Here is a 21,343-nt window from a genome sequence, read left to right as displayed (position 1 = left end):
CGGCGATCACCACCGCTGCTGCCACAGCGCAGCCGGGTCAGGCAAACTGTGGATTCGTGTGCCCATGGGCCCTAACGCATGGCGTGGCCCGCTGCACCGTCTGCAAGGTCTGTGCCCTTGGGTAGCGTCACGGTGAAGATGCTGCCCAGCCCCGGTTTGCTGCTCGCGGTGACGGTGCCGCCGTGGTTTTCCACAATCCGCTTCACGATGCCCAGTCCCAGCCCCACACCGGGTATTAATGATTCCCGGACGCTGTCCGACCGGAAGTACCTCGTGAAGATCTTCGGCAGATCTTGCTCGGCGATGCCAATTCCCGTGTCCGCGACCGCAAAATGGGCCAAGTCCGCCGTGTCCCACGCCCTGACCGTTACAGTGTCTCCTGGCCGGGAGTATTTGACGGCATTGGACAGGAGATTGTCCAATACCTGGGTGACCCTCCCCGAGTCTGCGGTCAGCCACAGGGACCCCGTCGCCTCGTTGACGATTTCCACGCCCCGGCTCTCAGCGCGCGGTTTTGCAGTGGCAACACACATCCGGATCAGGTCTAGGAGATCCATCCGCTGGGGATGGACGCCCATGGAATCAGAGGAGGCAGAGAGCAAGTCCGAGACGAGGTTGAGGAGCTGCTCGCCATTCTTTTGTGCGATTCGCAGAAACGCTTCATGCTGGCCCGGATGTTCTTCAGGGGAGTCCAGGACAAGATCCAGATATCCGAGGATGGACATCAACGGACTCCGGAATTCATGGGAAATGTTCGCCACGAAATCGTCTTTGATGGCTAGGGCGTTTACAAATTCAGTAACGTCGCTGAAAGCCAGGACAGACCCCGTAAAGTTCCCTTCTTTGTCCCGGATGGCCCTCGCTGTCGAAGAAAGCACCCGCTGGTTTGCGGGGCTGCCCACTCGGACCAGGTAATCGGAAAATGACTGACCCTGCACTGCGCGTGCAACCGGGCGGTGTTCCGGGGGGATGGGAGTGGTGCCGTCGCTTGCCAGCAGGTCCACTTCTTGATCTGCCGGGTCCGGCGCTCCGGGTGGCACGGCAAGTGCGCGGTTCCGGCGGTGCTGCTGGTTCATAAGGATGTCCCGGCCAGAAGCGTCTACGGCGTGGACTCCCACACCGACAATGTCCAGCATGGTGTCCAGCAGCCGCTGCCGCTCAAGGCTTTCCTGATACGCCGTGCGGAGTTCCGCATCCTTGAGCTTCAGTCTTCTGTCTTGGCTGACAACACTGCTCAGCAGAACGTGTATCGCCAGTGCAATCACCGTCATGATTGCGGGCAAAAGGAAGGGGCGGGCTGCGTCGAACGGCGCAGTGGAGGGTGCCACGACCATCGGTACAGTGGCGACCAACGCTGATCCGAGGAAGCTGAGAGCGACCCCCAATTTGCCCAACCGTGCAGCGAGCCAGATGACGGGGAAGACCAGCAGGAGGCCGAGGCTCGTGAACGACGCAGCGGTGGCCTCGCGTGCCACGGCGACAGCCAGGAAGTCCAGCAGCGGAACTACAACGAAGCTCCCGGGCGGCAGCAGATGCCACGGAAGCAGCATGCACATAGCTGTCAGCCCCAGGCTTAGCAGGAGGGAAAACTGAAAGCCGGGGTCTCCCAGGGTGGCCGGGCGAATAACTGCCAGGATGACAGCAATAATCAGCATGGAAACGGTCAACGGGAGTTGGCTGATCAGCATGCTTCGCCGCTGGGTCACGTCGCTGAAGAACTTGTCCTCAACCTGGTGGACTAGATCGTCCTCAACGTTTTCGGTGGTTTTGTCGCGCGCGGCGGTATTTGTCTGCACTGTAGCCCCCAGTTTGAGTGTTCATCCGGCTCTTTTAGCCATACCCCAAAATCGCACCTCAAATCCAAGTTTATTCACCCGTGCAAGTGGGGACAGTTCCTGTACTGGGACGGAAGAAACAGGGGGAATAAGTGGAACGGTCTCGCGTTGCGGTAATTGTCGAGGACGAAGAACACGTCCGGGAGCTCATTGCAGTTGTGTTCAGGCAAGCCGGGTTCGTGACCCACGCTGCTCCGGACGGGGAAACCGGAGTGGAGCTCGTTCGGCAGCATGATCCTATGATTGTCACTCTTGATATTGAGATGGCGGACATAGACGGATTTGAAGCGGCCCGGCGCATCCGGCTGTTCAGTGACAGTTACATCATTATGCTCACCGGTCGTGACGATGAAGCCGACGCCATGATGGGCCTGGATAACGGTGCTGATGACTACATTGTGAAGCCCTTCCGGCCCCGCGAGCTGCGGTCCCGCATCAACGCGCTGTTGCGCAGGCCCCGCTGGCAGGAAGGGCCCGCTCCGGCGCAAACTCCCTCTGCTGCCGGCAAGGGCGGGCGCCGTTCCGCCGAGCGGCTGGAGCACAATGGGCTGGTGCTCAACGTGCGGACGCGAAAGGTCGAGGCTGACGGCCTCGAACTGGAACTGAGTGCCCCCGAGTTCGACCTTCTGCACACACTCATGGAGAGCACTTGGGTGCACCGCTCAAACGCGGACCTTGCGCAGAAACTGCGGGCTGCACATTATGAAACCGGTGAGCCCATCAGCCGCAGGGAAGAACGGGACATTGACTTCCTGGTGATGGGACTGCGTGAAAAGCTGGGTGACACGGAGCGGCCGCCACGTTGGCTCCGGTCAGAGCCCGGCGGCTATTCGCTCGTGGTGTGATCTGACGAAACAAGCCCTGCGAGTCCGTTCGGAGCGCCCTGGTCTCCGGGAAAAGCCCAGGGAGGGCAACACCGGCACGGAAACCTCGTTTCACTGAGCCCACTTCTGCCTTTCAGCCCTCGGCCGGCGACGTCCCAGCTGAATGCGCTGCTGGAACAGATCCTGAAGGCGAAAATGCGCCGCCGGTTGCTTGACGCCCTTCGCCGCTTCCACATATCCTGAACGAACGGTCGGTAAATAATCTTTCCGGTACCGACACAGGTCCAGTACGGACGTGAATGCATAGGAGCAACCATGGCAGCGCAGAACCTGCAGTCAGTGCCTGACCAGCCGGCACCCCCGGGCGCAGCAGCCACCGCCGGCGATAAGGGCCAGGCCCAGCTGGAGGCCGAGGGCCAGGCATACTTTGACCGCGTGATCTCCGAGGATTCCCGGATCGAGCCGCGCGACTGGATGCCGGCCGCCTACCGCAAGACCCTCCTGCGCCAGATCTCGCAGCACGCGCACTCGGAGATCATCGGCATGCAGCCGGAGGCCAACTGGATCTCCCGCGCCCCCAGTCTGAAGCGCAAGGCCATCCTCATGGCCAAGGTCCAGGACGAGGCCGGCCACGGGCTCTACCTCTACTCCGCCGCCGAGACGCTGGGCCAGTCCCGCGACCAGATGATGGACGACCTCATCGCCGGCAAGGCCCGCTACTCCTCGATCTTCAACTACCCGGCCCTCACCTGGGCGGACATGGGTGCCATCGGCTGGCTCGTCGACGGCGCCGCCATCTGCAACCAGGTGCCGCTGTGCCGCGCGTCGTACGGCCCTTACGGCCGGGCCATGGTGCGCATCTGCAAGGAGGAATCCTTCCATCAGCGCCAGGGATTCGAGATCCTGCTGGAGCTCTCCAACGGAACGCCCGCGCAGAAGCAGATGGCCCAGGACGCGGTGAACCGCTGGTACGCCCCGGCCCTGATGATGTTCGGCCCGCCGGACGACGATTCCCCCAACTCCAAGCAGTCCATGGCCTGGAACATCAAGCGCTTCAGCAACGATGAGCTGCGCTCGCGGTTCGTCGGCATGATGGTGGAGCAGGTCAGGGTCCTGGGCCTCACCCTCCCGGACAGTGAGGTCCGCTTCAACGAGGACACCAAGAAGTGGGAACACGGCCCGCTGGACTGGAACGAATTCAAGGAAGTCCTGGCCGGCCGCGGCCCCTGTAACTCGCAGCGGCTTGAGCGCCGCCGGCAGGCGCACGACGACGGCGCCTGGGTCCGTGAGGCGGCAGCCGCCTATGCGGCCAAGCAGGTTAACAAGCAGAAGGAATACGCAGCATGAGTCCCCACGGCAACCCAGAAGTACCGGCCAGCTCCGCCGGAGCAGTAGAAAGCTCCGCCGCCAAGGTCCCGGCCCAGCCGGCTCCCAGCGAGGAAGCCCCGCTGCACAGCAGCGTTTGGCCACTCTGGGAGGTCTTCGTCCGGTCCAGCCGCGGGCTGTCCCACGTGCACGCCGGCAGCCTGCACGCGCCGGATGCCGCCATGGCCCTGCGCAATGCCCGAGACCTGTACACCCGCCGCAACGAGGGCGTGTCCATCTGGGTGGTCCCGGCGGAGGCCATCGCCTCCAGCGACCCCGACGCCAAGGGCTCGTTCTTCGAGTCGCCGCAGGGCAAGGACTACCGGCACGCCACGTACTACACCAAGAGCGAAGGGGTGAAGCACCTGTGACGGCTCCGGAAACACAAGAAACCACAGGCCACGGCGACATTTCCGTCGGCGTCGCGGGCGCAGGTGCCAGCGGCGACGGGTCGGCCAGCGCCACCCGCATCACCCCGGGCAACGCGCTCCGCCCGGAGGACATCGCGCTCGAGGTCCGCACCGGCCTGGCCAAGCCCACCGAGGACGTGGCCGAGTACGCGTTGCGCCTCGGCGACGACGCCCTGATCCTCGCCCAGCGCCTGGGTCACTGGATCTCCCGCGCACCGGAGCTGGAGGAGGACGTGGCCCTGGGCAACATCGCCCTGGACCAGCTGGGCCACGCCCGGAGTTTCCTGAGCTACGCCGGCGGCGCCTGGGAGAAGAGTGAGGACGACCTCGCCTACTTCCGCCGCGAGCACGAGTTCCGCTCCGCGCACCTGTTCGAGCAGCCCAACGGTGACTTCGCCGTCACCATCGCACGGCAGTTCGTGGTGAGCTACTACCAGTTCGAGCTCTATCGCCGGCTGACCGAGTCCACCGACGCCACCCTGGCTGCCATCGCCGCGAAGGCCGTGAAGGAAGTGGACTACCACCGCGACCACAGCGCCCAGTGGGTGCTGCGCTTGGCCGGAGGCACCGAGGAATCCCGCCAGAGGATGATCCACGGCCTGAAGCTCATCTGGCCGTACATCGGCGAACTCTTCGAGGACGACGAGCTGGTGACCCGACTCGCTGAGGCGGGCGCCGCCGTCGAGCCTTCCAGCCTGAGGGCGGACTTTGACCGCCTCACCGGCGAAGTCCTCAAAGAGGCGGAGCTGGACGTCCCCGACGTGCCGTTCGCGCCGGGCGGCGGGCGCCAGGGCAGGCACTCCGAACACCTGGGCTATATCCTGGCCGAGATGCAGGTACTGGCCCGGGAGCATCCCGGAGCAAGCTGGTGACTGCCGTGTACATCTCGGACTTCGAAACCAAGACCGGCGTCACCGCCGAGCAGAAGGCGTGGGACATCGCCGCCACGGTCTGCGACCCCGAGATCCCGGTGCTCACCATCGAGGACCTCGGCATCCTGCGCAGCGTGAGGCTGTTCGACGACGGTGGGCCGGTGCCCGCCGTGCAGGTCACCATCACGCCCACGTACTCGGGCTGCCCCGCGATGGACGCCATCCGCGACGACCTGAAGGCCGCCTTCCACAAGGAGGGCTATCCCAGCGTGCACGTGGAACTCGTACTGAGCCCGGCCTGGACCACGGACTGGATGACGGACGCCGGCAAGGCCAAGCTGCGGGAGTACGGCATCGCCCCGCCGTCGGGCCGCGCGGCCCTGGGCCACAACGGGCCGGTCCGGCTCAGCCTGGCCGTGAAGTGCCCGCAGTGCTCGTCCCTGAACACCAAGGAACTCACCCGTTTCGGTTCCACCTCCTGCAAGGCGCTGTACGTGTGCCAGGACTGCAGGGAACCGTTCGACTACTTCAAAGTCCTGTAAGGAATTTCCCATGCCTGTTGTCCGCCAGACTGCCGCCGAATCGGCGCAGGCCACCGGCCGCCGTCGTCCGTCCTTCCATTCCCTCACCGTGGCGGAGGTGCGCCGGCTCACCGACGATGCCATCGAGGTGACCTTCGCGGTGCCGGCCGAGCTCGCCGGGCAGTTCGACTACCTGCCGGGCCAGTACGTCGCCCTGCGCACCACGCTCCCGGACGAGAACGGCGAGCCGAAGGAGATCCGCCGCAGCTACTCGATCTGCGCCGAGCCGCGCAGCTTCGCGGACGGCAGCAGCGAGATCCGGGTGGCCATCAAGAAGGACTTGGGCGGGCTGTTCTCCACGTGGGCCAACGCCGAGCTGAAGGCCGGGGACACCCTGGAGGTCATGAGCCCCATGGGCGCGTTCGTGTCCAAGCACGGCCGGGACGGGCAGGCCGTGGACCAGAACGTCATGAATTCGATGAACCATCCGGAGGACCTGGCGGGGGAGCCGGGGAACTTCGTGGCGATCGCCGCGGGCTCGGGCATCACGCCGGTGATCGCGATCGCCCGGACGCTGCTGGCCGCCAGCCCGGACACCCGGTTCGACCTGATCTACGCCAACAAGGCGGCCATGGACGTGATGTTCCTGGAGGAGCTCGCGGACCTGAAAGACAAGTACCCGTCGCGCCTGGCGCTGCACCACGTGCTGTCCCGCGAGCAGCGGATCGCGCCGCTGCTGAGCGGCCGGATCGACGCCGAGAAGCTGCGGGCGCTGCTGGGCACCGCCATCCACGCGGACGACGTGGACGAGTGGTTCCTGTGCGGGCCGTTCGAGCTGGTGCAGCTGTGCCGGGACACCCTGGCCGAGCGCGGCGTGAAGCCGGAGCACGTCCGGTTCGAGCTGTTCACCTCCGGCAAGCCGGACCGCCCCGAGGGCAACGCCGGCCGTCCCGTCGTCGAGGACGAGTCCAAGGAGACCTACAAGATCACCTTTAAGCTGGACGGCCTGCAGGGCGAGGTGGCTAGCCCCACGCATGCCCGGGAGTCCATCCTCAACGCCGCGCTGCGGGTCCGCCCGGACGTTCCGTTCGCGTGCGCCGGGGGAGTCTGCGGCACCTGCCGCGCCAAGGTGGTCACCGGCACTGTGACCATGGACGAAAACTACGCGCTGGAGCAGGATGAGCTGGACAAGGGCTACGTCCTGACCTGCCAGAGCCACCCCACCAGCAAGGAAGTCTCCGTCGACTTCGACGTGTAGTATTCCGTCCCGCCCTTTCCCGGTCTCAAAGGAGCAGCCATGATTTCCCTTTCCATTGCCGACGGCGTCGCCGAAGTGGTCCTGAACGCCCCGCAGAAGCTGAACTCGCTGGACGAGCAGGCGCTGGTGGAGCTGTCCCAGGCGTACGACGACGCCGCTGCCGCCGCCTCGCGCAGTGAGGTGCGGGCGCTGCTGCTCAGGGGAGAGGGCCGCGCCTTCTGCGCGGGTCGGGACATTGCCGGCGTGACCCCGGAGAGCGACGACGCCGAGGCGTACCTGGGCGGGCTGGTGCAGCCGCTGCTGCAGAAGATGAGCTCGTTCCCGGCGCCGACCTTCGCCGCGGCCCAAGGGGCATGTTTGGGCGTGGGCCTGGGGCTGTTGCTCGCTACTGACGTGGTCTACGTGGCGGAGAACGCGAAGTTCGGCTCGCCGTTCGCCAAGCTGGGAGCCACGCTGGACTCGGGCGGGCACTGGTACTTCACCGAGCGGATGGGCATGCACCGGACGCTGGACCTGATCTACACGGCGGAGCTGATCTCCGGCGTCGAAGCTGTGGCTCAGGGGATGTTTAGCAGGGCTCTGCCAGCGGACGAGCTGCTGGACACCACGCGTTCCATCGTGGCGAAGGTGGCGACCGGCGCGACAGGTGCGTTCAAGGCCAGCAAGGAACTGGTGGCGCACATCCGCGACCAGCGCCTGGGTCTGTGGACGTCGATGCAAGAGGAGAACGCCGAGCAAGCGCGGCTCTGCAAGAGCGAGGACTATGCCGAGGGCTTCCGGGCGTTCCAGGAAAAGCGCGAGCCGCAATTCAAGGGATGACATCGCTGCTGCGGGTGTCTGACCTGGCTGAGGCTACGCTGTTAACAGTGGGGGTCCATGCATAGGTCAGCGCGTATCCACGTCCTCAAAAACCAGAAACGTCTGCGTATCCAACACGCCCGCCATGGACTGCAGTTGGTCGAAAATTACCCGCCGCAGGTGCACGTTGTCCGTGGCTCGCACCAGCAGGACGACGTCAAAGTCCCCACCCACGAGCGCGATATGGTGTATCTCGGGAATAGCGCACAACTGCTCCCGTAGCTCCCGCCATGAGTGCTGCTGCACCTTGAGCGTGACGTAGGCCGAGGACTTGAGGCCGGCCTTTATGGGATCAACTAATGCCGTGAACTTCGTCAGTACGCCCTGACCGGTCAGCCGCGCAATCCGTGTGTAGGCGTGGGCCCGGGAAATATGGACGTTCTCAGCCACCTGAGTTACCGAAATCCGGCCGTCCCGGGTCAGTTCGGCAATGATGTTGCGGTCCACATCGTCAAGTGGCACCGCCGTATTCTCATCGTCCGGTTCAGCCATTTGTCCACAACTCCTAATGGTTATCTGGCTCATACTTAAGATTTGTCTTTCAGGGTAGGGGATTGGAGCGTACTTCTCCACGATTCGCGCTGACACTGGATACGAAACATCGTCCGGGACGATACTGAAAGTGAATAGTGGCTACAGAAGGACGGACCAATGACGATCTCCGCAGACCACCCTGGCCCCGGCACGACGCAGGTTGACCCCGGACCTGAACAGGCCGAGGACACGTACCTGCCCGACGCAGCCGCCGAGGCCGTGCGCAAGTTCGGCATCACCGCCGAGGACTACATGCTGCCCGCTCGCCATCAGATTCAAATGGTGGACCAGGACGGCAATCTCCAGCACCATTCCGAACAGGGCGCCGAGCCGGGCCACGAGTATCCGCTGCCCGGCGACGAGGAACTCCTGGCCGCCTACGAGCAACTCGTTATCGGGCGCCGGGTCAATGACCAAAACTCGGCCCTGGTGAGGCAGGGCCGCATGGCGGTCTACCCTTCAAGCCACGGGCAGGAGGCCTGCCAGGTGGCGGCCGCCCTGTGCCTCGCGGCCGGCGACTGGATGTTTCCCACGTACCGTGATGCGGTGGCAGTCATGGCCCGCGGCGTGGACCCCGTCCAGGCCATGACCATCTTCCGCGGCGACTGGCACGGCGGCTACGATCCGCTGGAGCACAAGGTTGGTATCCAGTGCACGCCGCTCACCACCCAGCTGCTTCACGCCGTCGGCGTCGCCCGTGCCGCCAAGCTCCGCGGGGAGGACACCGTGGTCCTGGCCATGTGCGGCGACGGTGCCACCAGCGAGGGTGACTTCCACGAGGCCCTCAACTTCGCCGCCGTTTTCCACCTTCCCGTCGTCTTCTTCGTGCAGAATAACCAGTACGCCATCTCCGTGCCCCTGGCGCATCAGTCCGTCGCTCCATCGCTGGCGCACAAGGCCGTGGGTTATGGCATGGCCGGCGAACGGGTGGACGGCAACGACGTCGTCGCGCTCCTCGCCGTCCTGGACCGTGCCGTCAAGCTCGCCCGCGAACGCTCTGGCCCGCTGCTGGTGGAGGCGCACACCTACCGCATGCAGGCCCACACCAACGCCGACGACGCCACCCGTTACCGGCAGGACAGCGAGGTGGCCCAATGGCTGGCCCGGGATCCACTCACCCGGATGAGGACGTACCTCTCCGGTAGGGGACTGCTGGACGACGACGGTGAAGCCCGGATCGCGGACAAGGCGGAAGCGGTTGCCACGCAGCTCCGTAGCGGCCTCGGCGAGGATGTCCCCGTCGATCCGCAGGACCTGTTCAAGTACGTCTTCTCCGCGCCGACACCGCAACTCAACGAACAGTCGGCCCTGCTCGCCGACGAACTCGCCCGCGACGCCGCCGGCGCTCCATCCACTACGGAGGCCTCCGAATGAGCCCCACCATCACCACGTCGTCCGAGGCGAACGGCAACGTCAGCTCCGCCACAGCCCGGGCAGCCGCCTCGGCCGCGGCCACTGCCGAGGCAGCGGGCCCGCAACCCGTCACCATGGCCAAGGCACTGAACACGGCCATGGCGCACGCGATGCAGGCAGACGAGGCTGTCCTAGTGTTCGGCGAGGACGTCGGCAAGCTGGGCGGGGTCTTCCGCATCACTGATGGGCTGATGGCCACCTTCGGTGAGCAGCGCTGCTTCGACACGCCCCTGGCCGAGTCCGGGATCGTCGGCATGGCGGTGGGCATGGCCATCAACGGCATGCGGCCGGTCATCGAGATGCAGTTCGACGCCTTCGCCTACCCTGCCTTCGAGCAAATCGTCAGCCACGTGGCCAAGATGCATAACCGCACCAAGGGCCGAGTGAAACTGCCCATGGTCATCCGCATTCCCTATGCCGGCGGCATTGGGGGAGTGGAGCACCACTGCGATTCCTCCGAGTCCTACTACGCCCATACAGCCGGGCTGAAGGTCTACACGCCGGCCACGGTGGCGGATGCTTACCTCATGCTCCGCGAGGCTATCGAATCGGATGACCCCGTGATGTTCATGGAACCCAAGAAGCTCTACTGGTCCAGGGACCTGGTGGATCTGGAAAGACTCCGTCGGGACCATGAAGCGAAGACCGACCGCGGAACGTCGACTGAGGGTTGCGCCGCCGTCGCCCGCTCCGGGACGGACGCAACACTGATCGCTTATGGTCCTTCCGTCCCAACGGCCCTCGCCGCAGCCGCCGCAGCTGCCGAGGAGGGCCCGCTCGCTGGAGGTCATCGACATCCGAACCATCGTGCCGTTCGACGACGAAACCGTCGCCGTCTCCGTCCGGAAGACCGGCCGTGCCGTGGTGATCGCCGAGGCGCACGGCTTCGCGTCGGTGTCGTCGGAGATCGTGGCTCGGGTCCAGGAACGCTGTTTTCACCATCTGGCGGCACCGATCCGCCGTGTCACCGGATTCGACGTTCCGTACCCGGCGCCGAAACTCGAGCACTATTACCTGCCCGGCGTGGACCGCATCCTCGACGCCGTTGACGACCTCCAGTGGGAAGACTGATCAGATGAGCGTAACCAAAGTATTCCTCCTGCCGGACCTCGGCGAGGGCCTCACCGAAGCCGAACTCGTGAACTGGCTCGTGGCAGTGGGCGACGAGATCCGAGTAGACCAGCCGATTGCCGAAGTGGAAACGGCGAAGTCCGTGGTGGAGGTCCCCTCCCCGTACGCGGGTACCGTCGCTGAGCTGCACGGTGAACCTGGGCAAACCCTCGATGTCGGAAAGCCCTTGATCTCGGTGACACCTGCAAGTTCAGTGGTCGACCCGACCGAAAGCAAAGTCCCGTTGGTTGAATCTGTCGAGACCGAGTCCGTCGAAAATCAAGCACCGGTGGTTGAGTCTGTCGAAACCCGGGCCGCAAGCAAAACCGCAGAAACCGCGGCAGCCGAAAGCTACCGCGCGGAAGAAAAGGCAGGTTCGGGCAACGTCCTCATCGGTTATGGAACCCCGGGCGGCGCTGCCACCGTTCGCCGGAGCCGCCCCCGGCGAACTCTATCGCAGGTTGAGCCTGTCGCAACCAGAGGCGCCGACGACAAGCTGACCACCTCAGCCGATGATCTCCTTCTCCAGCGCACTCGGGTCCCCGGCAAACTGGGTGCCGTAATCTCGCCGCTCGTGCGGCGGATGGCGAAAGAGCATGGCGTCGACCTCGGACAGGTGCACGGTTCGGGAGACAGCGGCCTGATTATGCGCCGCGACGTTGAAGCGGCTATCACTAAGCCGGCGATTGAGCCTGTCGAGACTAAACCTGCTGAAACCGAGCCCCGGTCGCTGGTTGAGCCTGTCGGAACAAAATATGCAATCGACCCTCGTACCGGCCTCGGAATCACCACCCGCACACCTGTCCGCGGTGTCCGCAAGGCGGTAGCCACCAACATGGCCCGCAGCCGCTCGGAAATTCCGGAAGCCACAGTCTGGGTAGATGTTGACGCAACCGCTCTGGTTGAGCTGCGCGCAGGGCTCAAGAAGTCCGACCCGCACAACACGCCAGGACTTCTCGCATTCATCGCGCGCTTTGTAATAGCGGGTTTGAAGAAATACCCCGAGCTGAACACCCGCTTCGTAACCGCGGAGGACACATCCGGTGGCGAATCGCAGGAGATTCTGTCATTCGACGGGGTCAACCTCGGATTCGCAGCGCAAACGGATCGAGGCCTCGTGGTCCCTTCCATTCGCAATGCGGACAGATCCACTGCCCGCGAACTGGACTCAGAGATCAAGCGACTCACAGACATCGCTCGTGACGGCAAAGCAACGCCGGCTGAACTGGGCAGCGGAACCTTCACGCTGAACAACTATGGCGTGTTCGGGGTGGACGGTTCAGCAGCAATCATCAACTACCCGGAGGCGGCGATACTGGGCGTAGGCCGGATCCTAGATAAGCCCTGGGTAATCGGGGGTGAACTCGCCGTCCGCAAAGTCATGGAATTGACGCTGACCTTTGACCACAGGGTCTGTGACGGCGGCACCGCGGCTGGATTCCTGCGGTGCGTCGCAGATGCAATCGAGACCCCGGGCTCCGTCTTGGCTGATCTGTAGTCTCACAACCATCAGCCCACGAGAACTTCCCTGCCGATGCGACGTGGATCTATATAGTTTCCCCGCGGCGGAATTTGTCAATCGCCAACTCGAATTGATTATCTACGCTCACGGCGATATACAGGCCGAGTGAAAGTATCGTTGCCTCGCGGGGAAGGGGATGGTCCCTTGGACTGCCCCCACCAGTTTGTAGGTGTCTGCCAGCAGTGTCAGGCGAATGTAGTTCGAAGCAGGGAAGCAGGAGTAGCGGCTGAGTTCATGGAACCAAGGCACCTAAGAAGTGCCGCAAATGTGAACTGAAAGTCAGCAATTCGAAGCTTGTCCTAACTGTTACGAAATGATGAAAAGTCAGTTCTCCCTGTAGCGTATGGCCCATGTGTGGAATCGTGGGTTATGTTGGCCGTTCGTCGGGCCGGGCTGATGCCGGGCACGGCGCGTTGGATGTTGTTCTTGAGGGTTTGCGCCGCCTGGAGTACCGGGGCTATGACTCGGCCGGTGTTGCCGTGGTGGCTGACGGGGAGATTTCCTCGCGGAAGAAGTCCGGAAAGCTGAGCAACCTGCTGGCCGAGCTGGAGGAGCGGCCGTTGCCGGAGTCGCTGACCGGTATCGGGCACACGCGGTGGGCCACGCATGGTGGCCCAACGGATCAGAACGCGCACCCGCATCTATCTGATGGCGGGAAGCTCGCGGTGATCCACAACGGCATCATTGAAAACTTTGCTGAGCTGAAGCAGGAGCTGCTGGCCAAGGGTGTTGTCTTCGCGTCGGAGACGGACACCGAGGTGGCCGCGGCGCTGCTGGGTGACATTTTCCGGAACAAGCTGGGCGGGGACGTCTCGGACGGCGGCCTGACCCGGGCGATGGAGCTGGCCTGCCAGCGGCTGGAGGGCGCGTTCACGCTGCTCGCGGTGCACGCTGACCAGCCTGACGTGGTGGTCGCGGCCCGCCGGAACTCCCCGCTGGTGGTGGGTCTGGGTGAGGGTGAGAACTTCCTGGGCTCGGACGTGTCCGGGTTCATTGACTACACCCGCCGTGCGGTGGAGCTGGGCCAGGACCAGATCGTGACGATCACCGCTGACACGGTGGAGATCACGGACTTCTTCGGTGCCCCGGCGCAGGGCAAGGAATACCACGTGGACTGGGACCCCGCCTCGGCGGAAAAGGGTGGCTTCAGCTCCTTCATGGAGAAGGAAATCCATGACCAGCCCGACGCCGTGGCGCAGACCCTGCTGGGGCGTTCGGACCTGAACGGGAGGCTGACCCTGGATGAGCTGCGGATTGATCCGGAGCTGCTGAAGAAGGTCAACAAGATCATCGTGCTGGCCTGCGGCACTGCAGCGTACGCGGGCCTGGTGGCCAAGTACGCGATTGAGAACTGGTGCCGGATCCCCACCGAGGTGGAGCTCGCGCACGAGTTCCGTTACCGGGACCCGATCGTGGACGAGAACACCCTGGTGGTCTCGATCAGCCAGTCCGGCGAGACGATGGATACGCTGATGGCAGTACGGTACGCCCGCGAGCAGGGCGCCAAGACGGTGTCGATCTGCAACACCAACGGCTCCACGATTCCGCGGGAATCCGACGCGGTGCTGTACACGCACGCCGGCCCGGAGATCGCGGTGGCCTCCACCAAGGCGTTCCTGGCCCAGATCACCGCGGCGTACCTGCTGGGACTGTACCTGGCGCAGCTGCGCGGGAACATCTTCTCCGGCCAGATCAAGGACGTCCTCGCGGACCTGGGCAAGATCCCGGCCAAGATTCAGAAGATCCTGGACAACGCGGGCCCCTTGCGTGAGCTTGCACGCAGCATGAAGGACGAGAAGTCCGTGCTGTTCCTGGGCCGTCACGTTGGCTTTCCGGTTGCCCTCGAGGGCGCTTTGAAGCTGAAGGAAATCGCGTACATCCACGCCGAGGGCTTCGCCGCCGGTGAGCTCAAGCACGGCCCGATCGCGCTGATCGACGAGGGCCAGCCGGTGTTCGTGGTGGTCCCGTCCCCGCGCGGCCGCGACTCGCTGCACTCCAAGGTGGTGTCCAACATCCAGGAGATCCGGGCCCGCGGTGCCCGCACCCTGGTGATCGCCGAGGAAGGCGACGAAGCGGTCCGGGATTACGCGGAGCACGTCTTCTATGTCCCGGAAACCCCGACGCTGCTGATGCCGCTGCTCACCACGGTTCCGCTGCAGATTTTTGCTGCCGAACTGGCTGGAGCCAAGGGCTACGACGTGGACCAGCCGCGCAACCTGGCCAAGAGCGTCACAGTAGAGTAAGCCCATGGTGGGGCCGCGAATGATTCCGTGCAGCACGGAATTTTTTGTGGGCATAGGCTAATTGGTTCCCGGGTACTTTCTAGCTGGCTGGGTAAAATCGAGGCCAGCAGACCGCAGATGCTCCCCAGACGTACGGAGAAGAAATGTCACGATGGCTCGACGTCGGCACAGACAACTATGTGCTGGTGACCGAAGGTTCGAATCTCAACACTGGCCTTATTGTGGGGACCCACCGTGCCATGATAATCGACACCGGATGCGGGCCCCGACAGGGCAAGCACATCCTGGACGCCGTCCGTGAGAAGACGTCTCTGCCCCTCGTCGTGGTCAACACCCACGCGCACTACGACCACTTCTTCGGGAATGCCGTCTTTGCTGATGCCGGCGTCGAGGAGTTCTGGGCGCATGAGAACTGCGCCGAGGAGATTGGTGAAAACGGCGACGCCCAGCGCAGCGAAGTCACGGACCTCGAACCCGAGATGGCTGCCGGCACGGGCGAGAACGTGGAACTAGTCGTCCCCAACGCGATTGTCCGCGACCAGCCCGTACTCGTTGACCTCGGAGGGCAGACCGCCACACTGTTCTACCTTGGCCGTGGGCACACCGACGGCGACCTCCTGGTGGGAACCAGCACGACCCTATTCGCCGGCGACCTTGTGGAGCAGGGCTCGCACCCCTCGTTCGAGGACTCCTACCCGGAAGAATGGGCTGACGCCCTGCGGCACCTCTCAGCGCTCCGGCACCGCTACGAGTTCCTGGTCCCCGGGCACGGCGAGCCCTGCAACGACCGGTTCGTCAAAACTATGGCGGACACTATGACCACGGCCGTCCGGCAGGCCCGCCAGTCCATCCGAGACACGCCGGCAGATGCCACCAAGGCCATACCCGTGCTGCCTTACGGGCCGGAGCAGTCACGGTGGTTCATCAAGCGGCTGCAGGAGACCCGCCAACAGCACTGAGCGGGTAGCCAGTTTAGTGGGTAAGTCCGCCAGGGTGGCTCCTGATAACTGCCGCTCCTGCGAGAGTCCCTCCCGTGATCATGCTGGCGACGGAAGGACAGGCCAGAGGCCGGCTGGGCGGGCTGTTGTCCGCGAGATACGTTCCGTCGGCCGGCTCTCTGCCCCGTTCGGGCCCGCCGCTTTGACGGCCGGGCAGCCGGGGTAGTGGCTCCTCCTGAGATTTATCGTCACCGCGCCGGCTGTTTCCCTGATGGGCCGAGATGCCGTCAGCAACATCCTGCTGCCTACGGTGGCTTCGATCCTCTTTTCCTGCCATCCGGAGGCCTGCATCGACATCAATTCGCACGGCAGCCGGTCCAGTGGTGGAGTTATGAGGTTCTTGGCATCCTCCTTGTGGCCACCATCGCCGTTGTGTCAGCAGCACTGACGCGCAGTTGACGCATGCCGAATCCCGGCACCTCGAGGCGTGTTGGCGGGGCGCTGACCGTTCGGGCAGTTGCTAGCACCTAGAATGAATGCTTGAACCAAGCCATCGACCACCGCAGCGGGACGCCGCTGCGAGTCCCGGGGGACCGAATCATGCCTGAACCAGCGGATAACCGATTAGCCGAGGCCGATACCGACGAGGCGCAGCCCGAGCTGCGCCGCCGCTTCCGTCGTCGCAATGCCGACGGCTCCGACGCCTGGACAGGAACCTTTCCCGCCGTGACACCTGAGCCCACCGCGCCGCCCCTTCCCATCCGTAGCTCTTCTTGGGCTGAAGCAGCCGCGGCCGCGGACGCTCTATCCGACTCGCCACCCGATGCGGCCACGCCGCCGACGCCGGACCCCCAGCCGGCGGGAGCGCCGCCGTCCCGTGTTCCGGAAAGCATCCCGCAACCTGAGGCGCATGCAGCGGATGCGACCGCAATGCCAACGTCGTTTGTCCGCGAGCAGAAGCCCCGCCCGAAGAAGGGCTTCCGCGGCTTCCTGTATCGGGCCACTGGCGGCGCCTGGAATCTCGGTCCGAGCGCGCTGGAACGCGAGGAGGACGAGCTGGTGCGCCGGATCTCGCGCCAGCTGCAGGGCAGCTTCAACACGGCCGTGCTCAGCCTGAAGGGCGGCATTGGCAAGACCTCCACCACTGTTGGTGTCGGTCTTACGTTGGCTGAGTTCCGGGGGGACCCGCCGTGTGCCATCGATGCTAATCCGGACTCCGGGGACCTCGTGGAGCGCGCCCTCGGAGAGGGTATCTACCAGAAGGCCACCCCGCGGACCATCACGGACCTGCTCAGGAATATCGACTCAGTCAACTCGCTCACGGAGTTGTCGCGCTACATGCACCACTCCGGCCGCTTGCATCTGATTGCCGGCGAGCAGGACCCCGAAGTGTCCGACTCGCTGACCGCAGAGGAATACCTGCGGATCCGGAAGCTCATCTCCAGCTACTACTCCGTAGCATTGACGGACTGCGGCACCGGCGTGACGCACAATGCGATGAGCGGCATCCTGCAGTCGGCGGACAACCTAATCATCGCTGCAGGCTACGCGGTGAGCGGTGCCAAGCGTGCGCGTAGTACGCTCCAGTGGCTTGCCGGGCACGGCTACGAAGAGCTTGCACGCAACGCGATTGTGGTGATCACAGATAAGGACGAGGTGTCCAATCGTGTGGACAAGGACGCGATCGAGGAGCATCTCGCCGGGATGTGCCGCGAACTGATCGCCGTGCCTCACGACAGGGGAGTTGCGGATGGTGACCTGGTGACGCTGGACCACCTGAAGCCTGAGACGCGTCGTGCGTACAAGGAGATTGCTGCTGCAATTGTGGACGGGTACCGGTAAGAGCGGGATTCAGGAACTGCGCAGAGCGTTGCCTCTTGCACCATGGACCGAGCTACAAGGCTCGTTGCAAGGGCACTTAGCCGGTCAAACGGAGCCCTAAGCCTAGCTAGCGAGTTGCGAACGCTGGCTCCTACTTCCACTACATCTTCACGCAGCGTCTTTCTCACCAGACCGGGGGTCCCTTGGACGTCAACACGATCAGTAAGCAGCTGCTATTCACTACCGTGCGCATCACAGCGCATAAGCCGACTGGCGACGAATCCGGCACAGGCTTCCTGATGGATGTAGGCCCTGGTGCGGACGACTTCTTGATACCGGTTCTGGTTACAAACAAGCACGTGGTCTCCGGCGCGGATCGGGTTACAGTGCACTTCGTGTCAGCACTGAGGATGGCAAGCGGCCCTCGGTCTGCGACATGACATCACTTTGACCCGCAGCAACTGCCGTTTGTCGGACACCCTGATGACGCAGTCCATTGCACCACACTCCGATCATTCGCCGAGGCATTACGGCTACGCCAATGGCCCTGAATTTTGGCGGCCGTCCCGTATTCCTAGTCGATGGGGTCCCGTATTCCTAGTCGATGGGTCTGTCTTTGGCGGAAGCAGCGGCAGCCCGGTGTACTTGTACAACGACGGCAGCTACCCCGATGGTGCGGGGGGACTGATGATCGGAACCAGGTTTCAGCTGGTAGCGATCATGGCCGGGACGTTGCTGCGGCACTCAAAGCTTCCTCTGGCCGTGAGCACCCAGCCGTACGCTGTGCTGGCTCAGGAGTTGAACCTCGGCGTTGCTTTCAACTGGACGGCGATAGTAGAAACTCTTGCAGCCCTCAAGATCACTTACGGGATTCACGGTACGCCAGCGACGCCAGACCCCGTCGTTGCCGACACTCTATGATCAGGGGCGGGGAAGTGGAAGCTCCCGGTTTAGCCGAAACGGTCGGGGGAGCCTCGATGCCGTTCACTCATAGTGAGTTGTCCGGAAATCGGAAGAACACACCAGCCTCGCGAGCAGTGCTCTCCGTGGCAGCACCTTGGATGGCGAGCGGGGCATGAACTCTTGGCAGCCCGAACGCCAGCCCCTTGACCGTTACCCCTGGCCCTGCCTTTTGGTTGACCGGGTCGTAGTTGCTGATGCGAAACCCATAACGGGTGGTCTTAACCGGCAGTCGGAATGGAAGCCGGAGCCTGCGGCTGCCGCTCGTGGACGGGTTCCTGGGGGTCAGTAGTAGAACCGTGCGCCCCCAGCAAGGGTCAGCCTTCTTCGTACGGCCTCAGCGTGGTCCTGTCCACCTTCGGAGCGACTGCTGATTTTGGCGCTGCCCCATGTCATCAGTGACATTTTCTTTCCCGATACTGAGACGAGATGGGTACCCAGCCTCAGCCGCCGGACTCGGTTCTGATGCTTCGCGTACTGCGTACTCAAATCTCCCACTCGAAGCCCCACAGGGCCAAAGCGGCCCGTTACCTTTTTGTGATAATGCCCTTTTTCATGGGTAGACTGGACCGCTCACCGCCGTCTCACCGAGGGAGAAAGAACAATTTCACGCGCCCGGCTGGATTCACTGACAGGACTGCGGTTCATAGCCGCCATACTCGTGGTTCTGTACCACGCTTCAGTGACGCTGGTGCCCGAGATGTACCCGCTCGTGTCCATGGGACAGACCGGCGTGACCTTCTTCTTCCTGCTGTCCGGGTTCGTGCTCGCCTGGTCCATGAACCCAAACACGACCAAACGCCAGTTCTACTGGCGCCGGTTCGCCCGGATCTGGCCGCTGCACGCGCTCACTGCGCTGGCCGCCGTCGTCCTTGCCCTCGCCACCCAGGGTGACCAGTCCCTGCCCAGGCTCCTCGCCTCACTTCTCCTCGTCCAGGGCTGGCTCGGCGACCAGCAGTGGGTCTACGCCTACAACGGGGTGTCCTGGTCGCTCTCCTGCGAAGCGTTCTTCTACACGGTGTTCCCGTTCCTGGCGCTACGGCTTGCACGCCTCGACCCGGGGAAGCTCTTCCGCGTCGGCGCCACGGTCTTCGTTGCCGCGGTGTCCCTCATTGCCGTCCTGCTCGCGCTCGTCCCCGGCTTCGACTGGGGAGCCCTGTTCTACACGTTCCCCGCCTTCAGGATTGCCGAGTTCATCGTGGGCGTGTGCCTGGCCATCGCCATGCGGAAAGGCTGGAAGCCCAGGTTCGGCATCGGTGTCGGAGCGGCCGCGGCCATCGGTTCGTTCCTTATCCTCGAGATCGTCGACGGCATCGCGCCCTGGCATACGGCGGGGCCGCTGGCGGGCGCGCTCTGCATTCCCGGCTACGCCCTGCTGATTGCGGCCTATGCGGACCGTGACCGCTGCGGAGGCCGCCCCACCTTCGCCAGTTCCCCTGCAATGGTCAAACTGGGCGAATGGTCCTTCGCCCTCTACCTGGTCCACGAACTCGTACTCCGCACGGCCCTGGAACTCGGCCCCGAGGGCCTTGCCCAGCGGGCCGCGTTCGCCGTCGTCGGAATTGCCATCTCCATCCCGCTCGCTGGCGCCGCCTACACCTTCTTCGAGCGTCCCATCGAGGCGCGGCTGCGGAACAAGAGCTCCCGAGGCGGCCCCGTGGCCGATACGCACCAGCCCGAGGAGACGCCAACCTTCGTCGAACCGCAGGCCGAGCCGGCTACTTCTGGGGCATCTGCACGAAGTTGACCGTTCCTCCCAGCGTGTTACCGCAGGGGATGTACGCCCTTTGCCCGGAAGGTTCAAAGGCCATCGGATTTCCGAGGAAACAGACGGGTGCGGTCCCCACTACGGTGTTCGAAGCCAGGTCAATGACGTGGAGGATGCCGCCGGCGGGCGCCTTGCCGTCATGCCCGGCAATCGAGAAGCCCAGCGTGCCCGCCCGGTTCAGGTGCACCCGGCCCGCGACAATGGCCGTCAAAGGTATCTGGGCCACGACTTTCTGCGTGGAAAGATTGACCACAATGACGGAATCGAAGCCGTTGATGTAGGCTCGCGTCCCCGCCGGGTTGACGGTCACGCCATAGGCGAACTGGCCCACATCAATGACGGACTGCACCCGCCGGGCCCGGAGGTCGATGACCGTCAACTGCCCGTCCGCCACGTTGACCGTGTACGCGGTGGTTTCCGCCGCGTTGACCGACACCGTCTCGGGGTCCCAGCCCGCCGGAATGTTGGCGATGATCCGTCCTGTTTTCACATCCAGGATGACAAGCCCCACTGTCATACCATTCGTGGCCACGTAGAGGACGGTTTCCGCCGCGTTCAGAACCATCTGCGACGGCCCCGAGGGGACGTCCAGGGTCCGGACCACGGACCTCGAGCGGAGATCAACGACGGAAATGGTGTTACCCATACAGTTCAGGACGTAGGCCAGGGTTCCGGCCCGGTTGAGGATGATGTCGCACGGTCCGTTCCCTACGTTGATGGAGGCCAGGACGCGCCTGGACGCCGTGTCCACCACATGCACTCCGCCGCTGTACATATGCGTCAGGAAGTCGAAGGCCAGGACGTCCGTCACGTAAAGGCGTCTGCCGTCGGGACTGACGACGGCATTCGACAGAGCCTTGCCCAGGGGAAAGGTCGCCAGGACCTTCGGGGTAGCGGCCGCCACGGGCGCTGCAGCCGCCGATGCAGGCGGCGGGCCGGCGACGGCGGATGGCGCCAGCAACAGCAGGGCAGCCAAGACAACGAGGAAGGCGGAGTGCAATGAAATCTGTTTGCCGCGGTGGCGCCGACGTGTTCCGGTCCGAAGGTTTCCGTGTGCGTCCGTAGGCGTCATGACTGCCCCAATGCTCGTC

18 protein-coding genes and 1 pseudogene are annotated in these 21,343 nt (G+C 64.0%); 15 read left to right on the top strand and 4 right to left on the bottom strand.

Annotated features, from left to right (window positions below; all coding sequences use genetic code 11):
* Positions 1–71: 71 nt before the first annotated feature.
* On the bottom strand, positions 72–1,796 hold the full coding sequence (locus QF036_RS20215; RefSeq protein ID WP_307104751.1) for a sensor histidine kinase: 1,725 nt from the start codon (positions 1,794–1,796) through the stop codon (positions 72–74).
* Between the two features lie 131 nt (positions 1,797–1,927).
* Between QF036_RS20215 and QF036_RS20210 the strand changes: the two genes are divergently transcribed.
* From QF036_RS20210 to QF036_RS20180, 7 genes are all read left to right on the top strand, one after another.
* Complete coding sequence (locus QF036_RS20210; RefSeq protein ID WP_307104750.1) at positions 1,928–2,680, top strand: response regulator transcription factor; 753 nt, start codon at positions 1,928–1,930, stop codon at positions 2,678–2,680.
* 294 nt (positions 2,681–2,974) lie between these two features.
* Positions 2,975–4,006 (top strand): 1,2-phenylacetyl-CoA epoxidase subunit PaaA, encoded by a 1,032-nt coding sequence (gene paaA, locus QF036_RS20205; protein WP_307104748.1) that lies wholly within the window; start codon positions 2,975–2,977, stop codon positions 4,004–4,006.
* Positions 4,003–4,395, top strand: a complete 393-nt coding sequence (paaB, locus tag QF036_RS20200) for a 1,2-phenylacetyl-CoA epoxidase subunit PaaB (RefSeq protein WP_307104746.1) — start codon at positions 4,003–4,005, stop codon at positions 4,393–4,395. Before paaA ends, paaB begins: the two co-directional genes overlap by 4 nt.
* On the top strand, positions 4,392–5,306 hold the full coding sequence (gene paaC, locus QF036_RS20195) for a 1,2-phenylacetyl-CoA epoxidase subunit PaaC (protein ID WP_307104745.1): 915 nt from the start codon (positions 4,392–4,394) through the stop codon (positions 5,304–5,306). Before paaB ends, paaC begins: the two co-directional genes overlap by 4 nt.
* Before the next feature lie 5 nt (positions 5,307–5,311).
* Positions 5,312–5,848: a 1,2-phenylacetyl-CoA epoxidase subunit PaaD gene (gene paaD / locus QF036_RS20190; RefSeq protein ID WP_373460307.1), complete on the top strand. Its 537-nt coding sequence runs from the start codon at positions 5,312–5,314 to the stop codon at positions 5,846–5,848.
* 10 nt (positions 5,849–5,858) lie between these two features.
* Positions 5,859–7,085 carry a 1,2-phenylacetyl-CoA epoxidase subunit PaaE gene (gene paaE, locus QF036_RS20185; RefSeq protein ID WP_307104740.1) on the top strand — a complete coding sequence of 409 codons (1,227 nt, stop codon included), beginning with the start codon at positions 5,859–5,861 and terminating at the stop codon, positions 7,083–7,085.
* 39 nt (positions 7,086–7,124) lie between these two features.
* Positions 7,125–7,904: an enoyl-CoA hydratase/isomerase family protein gene (locus QF036_RS20180; RefSeq protein ID WP_307104738.1), complete on the top strand. Its 780-nt coding sequence runs from the start codon at positions 7,125–7,127 to the stop codon at positions 7,902–7,904.
* Positions 7,905–7,970: 66 nt separating this feature from the next.
* Here QF036_RS20180 and QF036_RS20175 read toward each other — a convergent pair whose 3' ends face one another.
* A complete protein-coding gene (locus QF036_RS20175; protein ID WP_307104736.1) occupies positions 7,971–8,435 on the bottom strand; it encodes an Lrp/AsnC family transcriptional regulator in 465 nt (154 codons plus the stop codon).
* A gap of 159 nt (positions 8,436–8,594) precedes the next feature.
* Between QF036_RS20175 and QF036_RS20170 the strand changes: the two genes are divergently transcribed.
* A complete protein-coding gene (locus QF036_RS20170; protein WP_307104735.1) occupies positions 8,595–9,851 on the top strand; it encodes a thiamine pyrophosphate-dependent dehydrogenase E1 component subunit alpha in 1,257 nt (418 codons plus the stop codon).
* On the opposite strand, the gene QF036_RS20165 is transcribed toward QF036_RS20170, so the two are convergent.
* Positions 9,832–9,990 carry a hypothetical protein gene (locus QF036_RS20165; protein ID WP_307106076.1) on the bottom strand — a complete coding sequence of 53 codons (159 nt, stop codon included), beginning with the start codon at positions 9,988–9,990 and terminating at the stop codon, positions 9,832–9,834. The genes QF036_RS20170 and QF036_RS20165 overlap by 20 nt on opposite strands.
* Here QF036_RS20165 and QF036_RS20160 point away from each other — a divergent pair.
* The 7 genes and pseudogenes from QF036_RS20160 (at position 9,965) to QF036_RS20130 (ending at position 20,231) form a co-directional block, all read left to right on the top strand.
* Positions 9,965–10,961 (top strand): annotated as a pseudogene (locus tag QF036_RS20160) (alpha-ketoacid dehydrogenase subunit beta). The gene QF036_RS20165 and the pseudogene QF036_RS20160 sit on opposite strands and share 26 nt — an antisense overlap.
* Positions 10,962–10,965: 4 nt before the next feature.
* Positions 10,966–12,498: a dihydrolipoamide acetyltransferase family protein gene (locus tag QF036_RS20155; protein ID WP_307104732.1), complete on the top strand. Its 1,533-nt coding sequence runs from the start codon at positions 10,966–10,968 to the stop codon at positions 12,496–12,498.
* Positions 12,499–12,872: 374 nt separating this feature from the next.
* Complete coding sequence (gene glmS / locus QF036_RS20150; protein ID WP_307104730.1) at positions 12,873–14,765, top strand: glutamine--fructose-6-phosphate transaminase (isomerizing); 1,893 nt, start codon at positions 12,873–12,875, stop codon at positions 14,763–14,765.
* Positions 14,766–14,908: 143 nt separating this feature from the next.
* Entirely contained in the window at positions 14,909–15,724 is an 816-nt protein-coding gene (locus tag QF036_RS20145; RefSeq protein ID WP_307104728.1) for an MBL fold metallo-hydrolase, read from the top strand.
* A 579-nt stretch (positions 15,725–16,303) separates the two neighbouring features.
* A complete protein-coding gene (locus tag QF036_RS20140; RefSeq protein ID WP_307106021.1) occupies positions 16,304–17,545 on the top strand; it encodes a MinD/ParA family ATP-binding protein in 1,242 nt (413 codons plus the stop codon).
* A 618-nt stretch (positions 17,546–18,163) separates the two neighbouring features.
* Positions 18,164–18,445, top strand: a complete 282-nt coding sequence (locus QF036_RS20135; RefSeq protein WP_307104726.1) for a hypothetical protein — start codon at positions 18,164–18,166, stop codon at positions 18,443–18,445.
* A 643-nt stretch (positions 18,446–19,088) separates the two neighbouring features.
* Positions 19,089–20,231: an acyltransferase family protein gene (locus tag QF036_RS20130; protein WP_307106019.1), complete on the top strand. Its 1,143-nt coding sequence runs from the start codon at positions 19,089–19,091 to the stop codon at positions 20,229–20,231.
* Here QF036_RS20130 and QF036_RS20125 read toward each other — a convergent pair.
* Positions 20,203–21,324, bottom strand: a complete 1,122-nt coding sequence (locus tag QF036_RS20125; protein ID WP_307104723.1) for a YncE family protein — start codon at positions 21,322–21,324, stop codon at positions 20,203–20,205. The two genes, QF036_RS20130 and QF036_RS20125, sit on opposite strands and share 29 nt — an antisense overlap.
* Positions 21,325–21,343 lie beyond the last annotated feature (19 nt).

Origin of the sequence: Arthrobacter globiformis (assembly GCF_030817195.1) — a bacterium.
GTDB classification, from domain to species: Bacteria; Actinomycetota; Actinomycetes; order Actinomycetales; family Micrococcaceae; genus Arthrobacter; species Arthrobacter globiformis_D.
This window is presented reverse-complemented; position numbering and strand designations above follow the sequence as displayed.